The organism is Micromonospora sp. NPDC005291, assembly GCF_040607415.1.
In the GTDB taxonomy this organism is placed as follows: domain Bacteria; phylum Actinomycetota; class Actinomycetes; order Mycobacteriales; family Micromonosporaceae; genus Micromonospora.
In genome coordinates, this window is sequence record NZ_JBEXGR010000034.1 from 1 (window position 1) to 14,651 (window position 14,651).

Annotated in this window: 14 protein-coding genes, 1 tRNA gene and 1 pseudogene; 7 read left to right on the forward strand and 9 right to left on the reverse strand. The window is 69.6% G+C overall.

Annotated features, from left to right (window positions below; translation table 11 throughout):
• Positions 1-99 precede the first annotated feature (99 nt).
• The 4 genes and pseudogenes from ABZT18_RS29855 to ABZT18_RS29870 all read right to left on the reverse strand — a co-directional run.
• Positions 100-852: pseudogene (locus ABZT18_RS29855) on the reverse strand (ABC transporter ATP-binding protein); the annotation flags it as partial.
• Positions 849-1,619 (reverse strand): cobalt ECF transporter T component CbiQ, encoded by a 771-nt coding sequence (gene cbiQ, locus ABZT18_RS29860; RefSeq protein WP_354996373.1) that lies wholly within the window; start codon positions 1,617-1,619, stop codon positions 849-851. The gene cbiQ and the pseudogene ABZT18_RS29855, both read right to left, overlap by 4 nt.
• Before the next feature lie 16 nt (positions 1,620-1,635).
• Positions 1,636-2,061, reverse strand: a complete 426-nt coding sequence (locus ABZT18_RS29865) for a PDGLE domain-containing protein (RefSeq protein ID WP_354996372.1) — start codon at positions 2,059-2,061, stop codon at positions 1,636-1,638.
• A complete protein-coding gene (locus ABZT18_RS29870; RefSeq protein WP_354996371.1) occupies positions 2,058-2,774 on the reverse strand; it encodes an energy-coupling factor ABC transporter permease in 717 nt (238 codons plus the stop codon). Before ABZT18_RS29870 ends, ABZT18_RS29865 begins: the two co-directional genes overlap by 4 nt.
• Before the next feature lie 183 nt (positions 2,775-2,957).
• On the opposite strand from ABZT18_RS29870, the gene bcp reads away from it, so the two are divergent.
• From bcp to ABZT18_RS29890, 4 genes are all read left to right on the forward strand, one after another.
• Positions 2,958-3,434, forward strand: coding sequence for a thioredoxin-dependent thiol peroxidase (gene bcp, locus ABZT18_RS29875; protein WP_354996370.1), 477 nt, complete (start codon positions 2,958-2,960; stop codon positions 3,432-3,434).
• A gap of 30 nt (positions 3,435-3,464) precedes the next feature.
• Positions 3,465-4,061, forward strand: a complete 597-nt coding sequence (locus ABZT18_RS29880; protein ID WP_354996369.1) for an HNH endonuclease — start codon at positions 3,465-3,467, stop codon at positions 4,059-4,061.
• Positions 4,052-4,125 (forward strand) — tRNA-Leu (locus tag ABZT18_RS29885). Before ABZT18_RS29880 ends, ABZT18_RS29885 begins: the two co-directional genes overlap by 10 nt.
• Positions 4,126-4,229: 104 nt before the next feature.
• Positions 4,230-4,757 (forward strand): GNAT family N-acetyltransferase, encoded by a 528-nt coding sequence (locus tag ABZT18_RS29890; protein WP_354996368.1) that lies wholly within the window; start codon positions 4,230-4,232, stop codon positions 4,755-4,757.
• Between the two features lie 4 nt (positions 4,758-4,761).
• On the opposite strand, the gene ABZT18_RS29895 is transcribed toward ABZT18_RS29890, so the two are convergent.
• The 3 genes from ABZT18_RS29895 to ABZT18_RS29905 all read right to left on the reverse strand — a co-directional run bounded on the left by ABZT18_RS29895 (position 4,762) and on the right by ABZT18_RS29905 (position 7,524).
• On the reverse strand, positions 4,762-5,751 hold the full coding sequence (locus ABZT18_RS29895; protein WP_354996367.1) for an expansin EXLX1 family cellulose-binding protein: 990 nt from the start codon (positions 5,749-5,751) through the stop codon (positions 4,762-4,764).
• A gap of 116 nt (positions 5,752-5,867) precedes the next feature.
• Positions 5,868-6,686 (reverse strand): MOSC N-terminal beta barrel domain-containing protein, encoded by an 819-nt coding sequence (locus ABZT18_RS29900; protein WP_354996366.1) that lies wholly within the window; start codon positions 6,684-6,686, stop codon positions 5,868-5,870.
• A 4-nt stretch (positions 6,687-6,690) separates the two neighbouring features.
• Complete coding sequence (locus ABZT18_RS29905) at positions 6,691-7,524, reverse strand: class I SAM-dependent methyltransferase (RefSeq protein ID WP_354996365.1); 834 nt, start codon at positions 7,522-7,524, stop codon at positions 6,691-6,693.
• A gap of 272 nt (positions 7,525-7,796) precedes the next feature.
• Here ABZT18_RS29905 and ABZT18_RS29910 point away from each other — a divergent pair, with 272 nt between their 5' ends.
• Both ABZT18_RS29910 and ABZT18_RS29915 read left to right on the forward strand, forming a co-directional pair.
• A complete protein-coding gene (locus ABZT18_RS29910) occupies positions 7,797-8,708 on the forward strand; it encodes an LCP family protein (RefSeq protein WP_354996378.1) in 912 nt (303 codons plus the stop codon).
• Positions 8,709-8,822: 114 nt separating this feature from the next.
• Positions 8,823-10,325 (forward strand): sugar transferase, encoded by a 1,503-nt coding sequence (locus ABZT18_RS29915; RefSeq protein ID WP_354996364.1) that lies wholly within the window; start codon positions 8,823-8,825, stop codon positions 10,323-10,325.
• Positions 10,326-10,334: 9 nt separating this feature from the next.
• Here the strand turns inward: ABZT18_RS29915 and ABZT18_RS29920 are convergent, their stop codons facing one another.
• The gene (locus ABZT18_RS29920; protein WP_354996363.1) at positions 10,335-11,597 is read right to left on the reverse strand and encodes a DUF1501 domain-containing protein; all 1,263 of its coding nucleotides are present in this window, start codon (positions 11,595-11,597) and stop codon (positions 10,335-10,337) included.
• A 19-nt stretch (positions 11,598-11,616) separates the two neighbouring features.
• A complete protein-coding gene (locus tag ABZT18_RS29925) occupies positions 11,617-12,885 on the reverse strand; it encodes a DUF1800 family protein (RefSeq protein WP_354996362.1) in 1,269 nt (422 codons plus the stop codon).
• A 426-nt stretch (positions 12,886-13,311) separates the two neighbouring features.
• On the opposite strand from ABZT18_RS29925, the gene ABZT18_RS29930 reads away from it, so the two are divergent.
• Entirely contained in the window at positions 13,312-14,577 is a 1,266-nt protein-coding gene (locus ABZT18_RS29930; protein WP_354996361.1) for a glycosyl transferase family 1, read from the forward strand.
• Positions 14,578-14,651 lie beyond the last annotated feature (74 nt).

Consider the following 14,651-nt stretch of genomic DNA (forward strand, 5'->3'; position numbering starts at 1 on the left):
CCCGCGCTCCCCCCCCCCCCCCCCCGGCGCGGCGGGGGTCCCCCACCCCCCCCGGGCCCCCCCCCCCCGGGGGGTGGGGGCGGGGGGGCCGCCATACGGCTGTGGGGTGAAGCCGTGGGGGAGTTCCAGGCGGTGCCTTGCCAGCAGGGGGGTGTCGCGGAGCAGGTCTCGGGTTGGGGCGTCGGCGACTATTCGGCCGGCGTCCAGGATCACCGAGCGTTCGCACAGCTCCGCCGCATACGGCAGGTCGTGCGTGACCATCAGCAGGGTTACCGGCAGATCGCGCAGGATCTCGGCCAGCTCACGGCGGGCCGCCGGGTCCAGGTTCGACGACGGCTCGTCCAGCACCAGGATCTCCGGGTGCATGGCGAGCACGGTGGCCACCGCCACCCGGCGACGCTGCCCGAACGAAAGGTGCTGCGGCGCCCGATCCCGGTGCTCGCTCATCCCCACCGCGGCGAGCGCCTCGTCCACCCGGGCGGACAACTCCGCCCCACGCAGACCCAGGTTCGCCGGCCCGAACGCCACGTCCTCCGCGACCGTGGACAGGAACAGCTGGTCGTCCGGGTCCTGAAAGACGATGCCCACCCGGCGACGCACCTCGGCCAGGGTGGCCCGGTCCGGCGTGACCGTCAGCCCGCCGACGCTCACGCTGCCCTCGGTCGGGGTGAGGATGCCGTTGAGGTGCAGCACCAGCGTGGTCTTGCCCGCGCCGTTGGGCCCGAGCAGCGCCACCCGTTCGCCGCGCGGCACATTGAGGTCCACCCCGTGCAGGGCGATGTGCCCATCCGGGTACGCGTACCGAACGCCACGAACGTCCAGCGAGACAGCGGTCTGCACGACACCGATCATGACAGCACGACGGCGGTGACGGCGACGGAGGCCGCCAACACCGGCACGGTCGCCGCGACCAGCCACTGACCGGCGGTCGCCGCACCGTCGCCCTGCCACACCGCGGGCATCCGCCCGGTGTAACCCCGGGACAGCATCGCCAGATAGACCCGCTCGCCGCGTTCGAACGCGCGCAGGAACAGCGCGCCGATCCCGGCGGCGAAGCCGCGCAGCTGCCACAGGAAGCGCGGGTCGTCACCTCGGGAGATCCGGGCCACCCGCATCCGCCGCGCCTCGCCGATCAGCACGTCGAGGTAGCGCAGCATGAACGTGGCGATCTGGGTGAGCACCTGCGGGCAGTGCAGCCGGTCCAGCCCCACGATCAGGTCCCGGGTGGTGGTGGTCGCGGCGAGCAGCAGCGAGGCGAGTACGCCCAGGGTGCCCTTGGCCAGGATGTTCCACGCCCCGTGCAGCCCGTCCTCGGACAGCCGCAGGCCCAGCACCTCGACCCGGTCGCCACTGCCGAGGAACGGCAGCGCGACGGCGAACAGCACGAACGGCAACTCGATCAGCGCCCGGCTGAGCAACCACCGCGGCCCCACCCGGGCCAGCGCCGCCACCGCCACCACCAGCAGGGCGAACGCGCCGAAGGCCCAGAACGCCGTACGTGGGGTGGCCACCACGGCGATCGTGAAGACCACCATCGCCACGATCTTGACCTCGGGCGGGAGCCGGTGCACCGGCGAGTCCGTCTCGCGGTACAGCACATGCCCGTGACCGGCACCCATTCCGCGTACCCCCTGCTCAGCCGTTGGCGTCGGCGTGGCGCCGGCCGTCGGTGGACGTCCCGGCGTCACCCTCGGCGGGCGTCGTCGCGTCACCGTCGGTCGGCGTGGTGCCCCGGCGGCGCAGCAGCCAGAAACCGCCGGCGCCGATCGCGAAGGTGACCAGCACCCCGAGAACGCCCGAGAGACCGGTGGAGACGAAGCTGTTCTGCACCCCGCGCACGCCGTAGTCGGCCAGCGGGCTGTCGGCCAGCTCGTGGTCTCGGGACTGCTGCGCCGGGCAACTGCCACCGACGATGTTGTCGTCGGCGTCAACGGTGCAGCCCTTGAGCAGGGAGGAGTCCAGCCCGTCCGGGTGGGACGAGGCGTAGTTGCTCACCACACCGGCGAGCAGCAGCGCGACCAGCAGGCCGCCGGCCAGGAAGGCCCAGGAGCGGTTCTTCATCGGACACCTCCGGCGACCGGGACGGTGGGGGTGGCGGGGGTACGCAGTGAGCGCAGCGCGTACACGAGGTCGGGGCGCACCTTCGCGACGGTGAGCACGGTGGTCGCGGTGATCAGGCCCTCGCCGATGCCGATCAGCAGGTGGACGCCGGCCATCGTGCCGGCCAGGCCGGCCAGGTTGCCGCCCAGGTCGGTGGTGCCACCCAGCCAGTACTGCAGGACGAAGCCCTGCGACGCGACCACCACGCTGAGCATCGCGGCGACGAACGCGGTCACGGCCAGGCCGGCCCGCGTGCGGGGCAGCACCCGCAGCAACACTGCGATCAGCAGGTACGCCGCGGCGGTGCCGAGCAACGCCATGTTGGTGATGTTGAGGCCGAGCATCGCCACGCCGCCGTCACCGAAGATCAGCGCCTGCACGACAAGCACCACGGACACGCAGAGCGCGCCGACCCACGGGCCGACCAGCATGGCGGCGAGCGCGCCGCCGAGCAGGTGACCACTCACGCCGGCCGTGAAGATCGGAAAGTTGAGCATCTGGACGGCGAAGATGAACGCCGCCACCAGGCCCGCCATCGGGGCCAGCCGGTCATCCAGGTCGCGCCGGCCGCGCAGAACGCAGAAAGTCAGCGCGGCGAGAGCGATCGCCGCGAAGATCGCTGCCACGGGACCATCGATGATCCCGTTCGAGATGTGCATCGCCAGTGTTTCCACGCGACCTCCCACACGTCAGCGGGCCCGACCGGGCCGGCGTGGGTCAGCCTATTTCCCAAGTCTCGTTGTTGCCAGAGTCTGGCAACAACGCATGTTCTTGATCACCCGCTCAGGTCGGGGCGGCTTCAGCCGGCGGCGCGCCGCCGACGTCGACACCGGCGGGTCCGGCGGTATCGTCGGGCCATGACTGCGCCCGACCGCCTCTCCCCCGGTGACCCCGCGCCCGAGTTCACCCTCGCCACCGACACCGGTGACCAGCTCTCCCTCGCCGACCTGCGAGGCCGCAAGGTGGTCCTGTACGCCTACCCGTCCGCGATGACCCCCGGCTGCACCAAGCAGGCCTGCGACTTCCGCGACTCGCTCGCCTCGCTCCAGGCCGCCGGCTACGAGGTCGTCGGCATCTCCCCGGACAAGCCGGAGAAGCTGGCGAAGTTCCGCGAGCGCGACGCGATCACCTTCCCGCTGGTGTCTGACCTGGACAAGGCGGTGCTGACCGCCTACGGCGCGTACGGCGAGAAGCAGCTGTACGGCAAGACCGTCACCGGTGTGATCCGCTCGACGTTCGTGATCGACGCCGACGGCAAGATCGAGCGAGCGCTCTACAACGTCAAGGCCACCGGGCACGTCGCCAAGCTCCGCCGCGACCTCGGCCTGGACTGACCTGTCGTACCGGGCCATTACGGTCCGTCAGTGGTCCGATACAAGTACACGCCCGAAGCGCTGGCCACCGCAGCCGCCGCCGCGCGCAACATCACCGAGGTGATGCGGCTGCTCGACGTACGCGTCAGCGGTGGCTCGCACGCGCACATCAGTCGTCAGCTCAAACGCTTCAACATCGACACGTCGCACTTCACGGGGCAGGCGCACAACCGAGGCGTGCGATGGCGGCGGATGTCCCCCACAGATCTGCTGGTAGTGCTGCCCGAGGGCTCTCGCCGGGTCCCGGGCTTCCGTCTCAAACGCGCCCTGGCAACAATCGGTCTCCCCGAGAACTGCGAGGTGTGCGGCACCGGTGCGATGTGGCAGGGAGGCAAGCTGACCCTGCACGTCGACCACATCAACGGCGATTTCCTCGACAACCGGCCGCGCAATCTCCGACTGCTGTGCCCCAACTGTCACAGCCAGACCTCTACGTACGCTGGTCAGCGACGGCCTGCCCTCGTCGAGCCCGAGGTGGTCTACGATCCTGATGCGGTTACTCCAACCGGCTTCCGGATAGGCAGGCGTTTGCCTTCCCGGCAAGAATGGCCGTGGACGCTGGTGGAGTACAGCATCAAGGGGCCGTAGCCCAACGGCAGGAGGCATGCGGTTTAGGTCCGCACCAGTGCGGGTTCGAATCCCGTCGGCCCCACCTCATCGTCGGCCTGACCAGGCGGCGCGGCGCGACGAGCCACAACTGTCGGGCGCGTCACGGTCGCGGGTCGTTTGCCTGGTCGTCGGGTCAGGATGGCGAGCGTGAGTCTGCGCTTCGTCCTCGACCCCGACCTGACCCCGCAGCTGCGCGCCGAGATCGTCGCCCTCTGGGTGGACGTCAGCAACGCGGGTGGCGCGGTCGGCTTCGTACCGCCGGTCACTACGGCCGACGTCCACGTCACCGCCCACCGGGCCTTCGCCGGTATCGCCGACGGACCGGACCGCATGCTGGTCGGGTACTCCGGCGACCGGCTGGTGGCTTTGCTGATCTTCAGTGACAACCGTTTCCCGCTCAAGGCGCACTGGTGTGTGTTGAAGCGGGTGATGGTCCACCCGGACACCCAGGGCAGCGGCTACGGCTCGGCGCTGATGGGTGAGGCCGCCCGGTTGGGCAGGGAGTTCGGCCACGAGGCGCTGCACATCACGGTGCGGGACGGGCTGGGGTTGGACAAGTTCTACGGCCACCTCGGGTATCGGGAGATCGGCCGGCTGCCGGGCGCGTTGCGGGTGGCCCCCGGTGACGACCGGGACGAGATCCTGATGTGGCTCGACCTGACGTCGGTCGACTGAGCAGTCAGCCCGCGCACGAACGGGCGTTCGCCCCGGCGGGGCGGGTGGTCGGCGTGTCGGTGGCTGGCGCACTCGCCCTCGCGACCTCGACCGGACGGCGGGCGGGCGTCGGCGTACCGGTGGGTCGGTTGCCGGGCGGCCGGGCCGACGCGGACGGGCGCGGGGTGGCCGCCACGACGCCGCGCGCGTACATCCGGACCGCGCTGTTCTGCACCTGGCCGGGTGCCATCCGGATGCCGCCGACGGTGGCCCGGTTTCCGTACACGTCGCTGATGCGGACGCTGAACGGGCCGGCCCCGGCGCCGGAGGCGATCAGCCAGTAGTTGTAGTCCTGCCGGGCGGCCGACCGCCACGGACCGCTGTCACCCTGCCGGACCTCGACGGAACGCAGTGGGTTGCCGTGGTTGCCGACGCGGACGGCGAACCACCACTGCGACGCGCCCTCCTTGATCCGGAAGGTGAGTGGTCCGGGCAGTGGCGGGTTGACCACCGCACGGTAGGTGACGGCGACGAGGCCCTGGACCGGGTCGGCGATCCGGGCGAACGCCTCGCGGGACAGATCGAGATGCCCCGGCGCACACTCCGGGCACTGGTCCATGATCAGCACTCGGACGGCGCCCTTCGGGCCGGTCACGTCGAGGAATCCACCACAGGCGGCACCGGCCGAGTACTCCGTCGGGCCGAGCGCGACGTAGAGCCGGTTGGCCGGGGCCGCCGGGTTCGAGCAGTTGCCGCCGGCGCCCTTCGAGTCGTAGAAGCTCGCCTTGCCGCTGTGCGTGGTGTTGCCGGTGGGCGGCGCGGCGGCGAGCGTCCGGCCGGCGGCACAGGCCGGGGCGGAGCCGGACCGCAGGGTCAGGGTGAGCCCGAGAGCCGCCGCGAGGACGGTGACGCCGGTGGCGACCAGCCAGGGCCTCGGGCCGGACGACGACGCCGGCCGGTCCTCGGGAGCTTGGTCCAGGTCGATGTCGATGTCGACAACGCTTCCGTCCGTCACGACGGCGATGCTGCCGGACCCGGGCGCGGGCGGACAAGCCGGCTAAGCCAAAGCTAAGGGAGCATCGACGGACGGTGACCGGAGCGTGCCCACAGCAGGACCAGCAGCGCCCCCGGTCAGGGCTCGATGACGACCGATGCCCCAACGGTCAACGGTCCCCTGTCGAGCGGCACCAGGTGCAGTCCGAAGAGGAGCTTCTGCTGGACGTTCCGGTGCCGTCCGAGTGTGCGCAGTGGCTCCTTCGTGCGTACCCCGGTCTCCTGGTCGGTCGTGGTCACCACGCAGCGGTCGCACGGCCCGGCGGCCCGGAACCGCCGGTCGCCGATGCGCAACTGCCGGCCGACCCAGTCGTCCTCGGCCCAGGCCGCGGCCCCGTCGACCACCAGGTTGGGCCGGAACCGGGCCATCGGCACCGGCTCCTCCCCCGCCTCGGCCAGCCAGTCGTTGAGGGCGTCGAGGGAAGCGGCGTTCGCCAGCAGCAGCGGGTAGGCGTCGGCGAAGCTGACCTGGTCGCCGGTGTCGTATTCGCGGTCCTCGGCGGCCAGGTGGCGGGTCGGCTGGGCCAGCCAGACCAGTCGGACCGGTCGGCCGAGCAGCGCGCCGAGCCAGTCGTCGGCGGCCGAACCGGCCGGTAGAGCGATGACCGGGAGCTTGCGGTTGCGGAAGGTCCGCACCGCGACCGGGTCGCCGCCGGCCGGCTCGGGCACGTCGAGGTCAGGCTGCCCGTCGGCGCGCAGCGACAGACCCCCCGGCCACACGCTGGCGCGCAGGCCGACCATCCGGGTGGTCTCCCGCTGGGTGACGCCGACACCGTCGGCGTCCACGACCATCCAGCGCCGGTCGCCGGACAAGCCCCACGGCTGCACGAACGCGCCGTCGTGGTCGAGCCGGTGACAACCCTTGACGGGGTACGTGTGGATCGACGTCAGCAGCACCCGGCTACCATGCCACGCCGATGCCGTCGCCGGGGTACCAGTGGTTGGCGGGGCTTTCCCGGTAGGCGAGGAACCGCCGGCCGGTGCGCTCGGCGTGCTCGGCGAGCACATTGGTGCTGGTGACGTTGTCGGTGAGCAGCACCGCGCCGGGGGCGAGCTTCGACTCGACGGCGTCGAACTCGCGCTTCTCGTGGGCACGGCTGTGGTCGCTGTCGTGCAGGAACAGGTCGACCGGGCGCTCCAGTGCGCCGATCGAGGCGATCGAGTCGCCGATCACCAGGTCGACGACCTCCGACCAGGGTGCGACCCGGGCGAGGTAGCCGGCCTCCGGGTTGATGTCCAGCGAGGTGACCCGACCCGGGTTCCCCTCCTGGGCATTGCGCAGCAGTGCGGCCGCCAGGACGCAGGTGCCCAACCCCTTGTCGGCGCCGGTCTCCACCACGTGCGCAGGTCGGGTGGCGCGGACGATCGCGTACCAGCCGATCCGGCGGGCGTAGCGGACCTGCTTGTCGGCGAGGCCACGGCGGGCGGCTCCGGCGGTGGCCTGCTCAATATGGTGTCTCAGCAGGTCATCGGACTCGATCTCGGCAAGGTAGCCGCGGACCTGCTTGACCGGGAGGTCGCAGACGATGCTGACGAACCAGGCCAGATGGTGGCGGCTGAGCTTGGTCAGCTCGTACGTGTAGTTGTGATGCTCCCGGGAGGTGACCAGCCACCGGGCCGAGATGCGCAGCACCTTGGCGTCGTGACGGGCGACCCGGGCGAGCCGCTTGGGGAAGGCGGCGACGGGGGCGAGCCGGGTACGGGCAATCGCCCGTCGGAGCTTCGTTGCGTCCACGGAAGGTTCATACCAGGTTCAGGCGAACGTTCGTCGGAGAAGTTTTTTGGTCAGGATGTGAAGCCGTATGGCCCGTACGGGGGTACGTGGCTGTAACCCGCAATCAGTAGCATCGCGGCATGCAGTATCGCCAGGAGTACGCGGAGCCCGAGACCCAGTTCCTTGACGTGCAGTCACCTGAGCCGACTGAGGCGACGCGTCCGCGGCGTCGCCGGTGGCGGAAGATCGCACTGATCACGTTTGTGGTCATTGCGTTGCTCGGCGGTGGTGGCATGGTCGCCGGAGGCCTCTACTTCCGTTCGATCAATTCGGGGATCGAACGTGTCGACGCGTTCGCAGGCGTGCCGGAGGAGTCGCGACCCCAGGTCGTCGCCGACGGTGCCATGAACATCATGATCCTCGGCAGCGACTCCCGCGATCCGGACAACAGCTCCGGCTCCCGGACCGACACCATCATCCTGGCCCACCTTCCGAAGGACCGGCAGAGCGCGCAGCTCATCTCGATTCCCCGGGACAGCTGGGTCAGCGTGCCGGAGTCGCCGCAGGGGCGGGGCGGCCGGGACGCCAAAATCAACGCGGCGTTCGCATGGGGTGGCGTTCCGCTGATGGTGCAGACCCTGGAGAAGTTCACCGGCGTCCGCATCGACCATGTGGCCATGGTGGACTTCGCCGGTTTCAAGGAAATCGTGGATGCCCTCGGTGGCATCGACATCACCGTGGACAAGGGCTTCACGTCGAAGCACTCGTTGAACCCGGACGGCCGGCGGGAGTTCGTCGCGGGACGGCAGACCATGGACGGGCCAACCTCACTGGACTACGCCCGCGAGCGGTACGCCTTCGCCGACGGCGACTTCACCCGGATCAAGCACCAGCAGCAGGTCATCAAGGCGATCCTGGACAAGGCCGCTTCCGGCGGCACGCTGGCAAGCCCCACCAAGTTGAACGGGTTCGTCCGGGCCACCGCCGATGCCGTCGCGGTGGACGAGTCGATGTCCCTGGTCGACCTGGCCATGCAGCTTCGGCACCTGCGCAGCGGCCAGCTCGGCTTCTTCACCTGCCCCACGACGGGCACTGGTCGAATGGGCACCGAAAGCGTCGTCCTCGTTGACAAGCCGAAGGCCGAGCGTGTCTTCGACGCCGTTCGTCGCGACTCGGTGGAGGATATCGCCACAGCAGTAAAGTAGGCAGACGAATTCGCCCCTTTGTCTATAGCGGCCGCTCTGACCTGGTCGTATCCTTCCTTCGCCCTTCGGCTTGATAATGCCTAGTCCGAAGGACTAACGGGGGAAAGGTTGACCATGACAGGTCATTCAACGACGAGCCATTCCGGCGCACCCGCACAATGGGCCGGTGAGTCCGGCCCGGCGGAACGCCCGGCCGGGCCGGCGACAGCGTCCAAGACCGCGCCGGCGCCTCGCCCCGGCCTGGAGACCACCGCGGTCCTGCCGTACGCCGGGTCCAGGACGTCGTCGCGGACGCGCTTGCTGCGGGCCTGGATGATGACCGTCCCGATCGACATCGCGGCGCTGCTCTTCCCGCTGGTGATCTCGCAGGACTACTGGCGCGGCACCCTCGTCAATGCTGGGCTCACCATGGCCATCTTCGCGGCCGGCGGGCTCTACCAGGCTCGCCGGCACGTGAGCATCCTGGACGAGCTGCCGAGCATCGTCGGGCGCCTGCTGGCGTCCGCCGCGGTGGTGGCCATCATCGCGGCGGAACGCCACTCGTCGGTTGAGTACGTCGGCGGTTTCATGCGTGGCGTCGCCATCTCCGCCGGTCTGGTGATCGTTGGCCGGGCGCTCAGCCGCGCACTTACCATCCTGGTGCGCAAGCGTCGTTGGGTGGAGCACAACGCCATCATCATCGGCAGCGGCCCGATCGCCTTGGAGCTGGCCCGGTTGCTGCGCCGCTACCCGCAGTACGGCCTGCGGTTCGTAGGCTGCGTCGACGTGACGGCGCAGCAGGATTCCGCGGCGCTCCCGCTCCTCGGCGGCCTCACCGAGCTCGAAAAGCTGGTCCGGGTGCTCAAGTGTGAGGTCCTGGTCATCGCCGACCCCGACTGCCCGGAGTCGGAGCTGATGGAAACTCTCCTGCGGCCCGGCAGCTCGCGCTGCGACCTGTGGGAGGTGCCGCGCCTGTGGGGGTCCCGCTCTCAGGGCGGGTACCCCGACCACATCGGGGCGATCCCCATCGTCAAGGTCAGTGACATCTCGCTCTCCGGTCCGCGCTGGGCGATCAAACGGGCGTCTGACGTGCTGTTCGCTGGCCTGGCCCTGTTCCTGCTGAGCCCGGTGCTGCTGCTGTGCGCGATCGCGACGTTCATCGACGGTGGGCGGGGCATCTTCTTCTACCAGGAGCGGATCGGCCGGTTCGGGAAGCCGTTCAATGTCGTCAAGTTCCGATCGATGCGCCCGGTCGACGAAACCGAGTCGCAGACGAACTGGTCGATCGCGAACGACCGACGGGTCGGCCCGATCGGGCGGGTCATGCGCCGCACGTCCCTGGACGAGCTTCCTCAACTGTGGAACATCCTGCGCGGCGACATGAGCGTGGTCGGGCCGCGGCCGGAGCGGCCGTACTTCGTGGAGAAGTTCTCGGCGGAGTACCCGAACTACGCGATGCGGCATCGGGTGCCGGTGGGGCTCACCGGGCTAGCGCAGGTCAGTGGTCTGCGCGGTGACACGCCGATCTCCGACCGGGCGCGGTTCGACAACTACTACATTGAGAACTGGTCGCTCTGGCTGGACGTCAAGGTCGTGCTCCGCACGGTCGCCGAGGTCTTCCGGGGCGGTGGCCGCTGACGGCCAACGTCACCGTGAGCTGAGCAGAGGCAGCAGGTGGGCCCGGTAGCCGCCTAGGTAGCGATCCGGGTCCCCAGCCAACACATGGGCGAGGACGGTGCCAAAGACGTCCCGGAAGTCCGTCGTCGCCTTGAGGTCGCCGTCGTCCAGATCGGCCAAGCTCGGCTGCTCGCCATAGAACCCACCAGCCACGCCGTGGCCGAGTACGAACACCGGGCCGGCCGTGCCGTGGTCAGTGCCGTCGGAGGCGTTCGCCCGGACCCGCCGGCCGAACTCGCTGTAGACCACGACGGTGACCCGGCGGCCAGCCTCGGTACGCCCCATCCGGTCCACAAAGCCGCTCAGCGCATTATCCAGGTGCCGCAGCAGCGTCTCCTGCCACACACGCTCGCCAGCGTGGGTGTCGAAGCCGCCGAGACTCACCGAGTAGACCCGCGTAGGGACCTGAGATTCGACACACCGGGCGACGAGCGCCAACTGGGCGGTGAGGGCGTTGTCACCACCTGTTCCGGTCGCAGCGACGCCCTCCCCGCCGGTGTGGCCCTGCTCGTCGGAACCGCTGCCTGCGGACTTCGTCACCACGCGGTTCATGGTGATGAGATCCGCGTAGGCGGCTGCGGCCCGCGCCTGCATCTCCGACTCACCGGGGTCGATCTGGCCAAGGGCCGAGACCACATCGGCCGAGACGCCGGGCGGCAGGGTGAGCCCTCGATAGCTCACGCAGGCGCCGATGCGGGACTTGCCCACCAGCATCGGAGGCAGGGCCGGCTCGAAGCTCACGGCCGTCTCGGTGGCAGCCTTCGTCCCGTCGAGCCACCGCCCCACCCAGCCGGTAGGGGCGGGAGTGCCGGGGGACGCGGTCTGCCAGATATCCATTGACTTGAAGTGACTCCGGTCCGGCTTCGGGTAGCCGACACCGAGAACGATGGCCAACTGCTTGGCGTCCCACAGTCGCTTCATCTCCCGAAGCATCGGGTTGAGGCCGAGCGTCTGGTCGAGCTGCAGCACCCGCGCCGGCCCGTACGCCAGCTCCGGCCGGGCGCTGTGGTAGGCCGCGTCCGTGTACGGGACCACGGTGTTGAGCCCGTCGTTACCGCCGTAGAGGGTGACCAGGACGAGCGTTGGCAAGCCACCCTCGGTGTCGCCAGCCTTGGCCTTCTCCGCAGTCCTGAGCAGCTCGTTGAAGCCCAGCACGCCCGCGCCGGCCGCCAACGCGCCCCCGCCGATCACCCCGGACGAGATGAGGAACCGCCGTCGAGTCAACGCATCCATGTCCACACACCCACTCTGGTCAGGTCACCAGATACTCGGGGCTGACCAGCCCGAGCGTCAGCTTCAGTCGGTCGTTTCGGGCGTCGCGCAGCACCGCGTACGTCCGGTCGGTCCATCGGTCGACGCAGAGCAGGTGCGCGACGGCCTCCGGCGTCAGCGGGCCTAGCCGTACCAGGTCGACGAGCATGCCCGCGATCGTCAGCCGCACCTGGGCGGCGGCCGAGGTCAGCCAGGCGGCACCCGCCGGCCACCCGCCGACACTGGGCGGAGCGAACGGACGCTGCCCCAACCCTTCCATGGCCCAGTAGATCTGCGTGAACACCTGGTCGGGCATCGCAGCCGGCCGGAGCCCCAGGTGACGCATGGCGCCGACGAGCCACTCGACCGGCTGCTGGACCATCGTCCCGCGGGTCTCCTGGAATGCCTCATCGGCGAAGAGCACCCTGAGCATCGCCATCGGCGCCGGGAACGCCGCCGCCATCGCCTCCCGGGTGCGTTCCGGGATCGGCCGGCTGGTGGAGGCGTAGCGGAACCACAATCGGGACGCGATGAACCGCTTGCAGGTCGGCTGCTGGAGCAGAAGGTCGACGAGGCTCTTGGCGTCAAAGTTCCCGGTAGCGCCGAGGATCGTCTTGCGGCCCGTGTCGCGGTGCTGGGGATCAGAAACCGGCGTCTCACGGTCGAGGATGACCCGCCAGCCCGCCAACGCGCGACCGGCCTCTTTGATGTCCCGTTCGGTGTATTGCCCGACACCGAGCATGAACAGCTCGAACAGCTCGCGGGCGAGGTTCTCGTTCGGCGCGGCCTTCTTGTTGTGCTGTCCGTCCAGCCAGTAGACCAGCGCCCGGTCGAGCACCATCCGGTGCGCCAGGTCGGCGAAGTCTCGCGCCTCTCGGAACGCGCGCAACTGGCCGAGCATGAGCTGAGGGCTGCGGACCTTCGCCACCGAGGTCGCCCAGTGACCGTGCCAGAAGAACAGCAGTTTCTCGACCGCCTGATGGTCGGCCACGGTCATCCGGTCGAGCCACCAACGCGCCAGGGAGATGGTCTGCTCCGTGCGACGCCGGTCACCCTCGGCTCGCTGGGCGTCGGTGGCCCGGGGCAGGAGCGTGAACGGATCGGGCCCCAGATTGGGCGTCGGTGCGCTGGTCGCGCCGACATCCGGGCCGGCCGGAGCTACGACACCGGACAGGGTCGATGCGTAACCGAGTCGACGTGCGGCACCTACCTCCGCTGCGGTGGGACCGAAACCGGCCCGCCTAAGCAGGAGGACGATGTCGTCGGTCATGCGTCCACAGTAAGGGAGCACCAGTGTTCCCCGCAGACGGGCCGATATCGGTCCCTCGTCGACACGAACTGACCGAAGAGCCATTTCATCCGCGTTACCCGGACACCCATCGGCTCCCAAATCTGGCCATACTGCGCGGACTTTCGTACCCTGCGGTGGTACCCGTCCAGACGGGCGCCAGGCCACCATTGACAGGAGGGTCGGCGTTGAGGTCTATTAACCCGGGTTTGACGGGCAGCCCTCGCTGCTGCCCGTCTGCGGGCGCGCCCGGCACAGCCCCGTTGGGCTGGCGGAGCGCGCCACACCGAACGGGGATCGGGAGGTAACGGTGGTGCGTCCCGTCATGCACGCACCACCGCTGCCGCGCGGTCTGCACACCTGCGGCCGCAGCGCAATCAAGTGGCCGGACGAATCCGGAAGAGACACGTGACGACACCACCTTCGCCCCCGGACCCTCTCTCCGGAGCCGGGTCGGCAGCACCGACGATTCTGATCCTCGGCACCGCCGAGTGGAACTCTCCGATCGCCACGAACCAGCACTACGTCGTACGGGAACTGGCCCGTGACTTCGACACCTACTTCGTGGAGTCTCTCGGTCTCCGGCGGGTGCGGCTCGACGCGAAGGACGTCGCCCGCATCGTCAAGCGACTGCGGCACTCGGTTGTCGGACACGAGAAGACGACTACCTACCGCCCCATTCCTGAGCGGGCCACGGTCATCTCGCCACTCATCGTGCCGATTCATCAGGCACCGACGCGGCTGCCCAACCGGCTGCTGCTGGAACGGGCCGTGGCCGAGTGGCGGCGCAGCCCGAGTCCGCGGATCCTCTGGACCTTCACCCCCGTTACGTACGGCCTTGAGCAGTACGCGGACTACACCCTCTACCACTGCGTCGACATCTTCCAGGCGTTCCCCGGCATCGACGGCTCGGCCGTGTCCGCTGGCGAACGGAGCCTCGCGGAGCGTGCCGACCTGACGATCGGCACCAGCGGGGCCGTTACCGCCCACCTGAACGACGTCGGGTTCAGCGAGATCCTCACCCTTCCAAACGTCGCCGAGGTCGACGTCTTCTCCGCCGGCAGCCAGCCGGCGGCCCAAAGGCGGCCCGCCGCGCTGTTCGCGGGCAACCTCACGCCACACAAACTGGACTTCGAACTGCTGCGGACGCTTGCCACCGCGCTTCAGGGGCACGGCGAGCTTCTCCTCGCCGGCCCGATCGCAGCGGGTGGAGGTGGATTCGACCGCGAGCTGGCCGAACTCGAAAGGCTCGGCGCCCGATACCTGGGAATGCTCCCGCTCGACCAACTCGCCGCCGAGGCGGGTACGTGCAGCGTGGGGTTGATCCCGTACTCGCTGAACGATTACACCGCCGGTGTCAGTCCCCTCAAGTGCTACGAATACCTTTCCTCCGGTCTGAACGTGATCAGCACCCCCATCCCGGACGTCGTGCAGGCGGCTCGGGCGACCGAACACATCACTGCCGCGACCTCAGCTGGCGCCTTCATCGACCAGGTGCTGGCCACGATCCGGCCCCCTTCGGACGACGTGCTCGCGGCCCGCGTCCAGTACGCCAGCGACTTCGGTTGGAGCTCCCGGGGAGGTCTCCTGCGCGACATCGCGAACCGGATGCCACGGCGCGCCGACGAGGTGGTGACGCGGCCGGCGGACGACGCCGGAAGGCCTCGTGGCTAGGGTCCGCTCAGCCGGAGCCTGGGCGATCGCGATCGGATCGGCGCCTTGGGCTGCGGCCTGCCTCGTTCTCTTCC

What these genes read in the sequence shown, in the direction of transcription:
- ABZT18_RS29865 (WP_354996372.1), bottom strand. Translation starts at nt 2,061, where the DNA reads ATGAAGAACCGCTCCTGGGCCTTCCTGGCCGGCGGCCTGCTGGTCGCG.
- ABZT18_RS29925 (WP_354996362.1), bottom strand. Translation starts at nt 12,885, where the DNA reads ATGACCGACGACATCGTCCTCCTGCTTAGGCGGGCCGGTTTCGGTCCC.
- bcp (WP_354996370.1), top strand. Translation starts at nt 2,958, where the DNA reads ATGACTGCGCCCGACCGCCTCTCCCCCGGTGACCCCGCGCCCGAGTTC.
- ABZT18_RS29915 (WP_354996364.1), top strand. Translation starts at nt 8,823, where the DNA reads ATGACAGGTCATTCAACGACGAGCCATTCCGGCGCACCCGCACAATGG.
- ABZT18_RS29920 (WP_354996363.1), bottom strand. Translation starts at nt 11,597, where the DNA reads ATGGATGCGTTGACTCGACGGCGGTTCCTCATCTCGTCCGGGGTGATC.
- ABZT18_RS29910 (WP_354996378.1), top strand. Translation starts at nt 7,797, where the DNA reads ATGGTCGCCGGAGGCCTCTACTTCCGTTCGATCAATTCGGGGATCGAA.
- cbiQ (WP_354996373.1), bottom strand. Translation starts at nt 1,619, where the DNA reads ATGGGTGCCGGTCACGGGCATGTGCTGTACCGCGAGACGGACTCGCCG.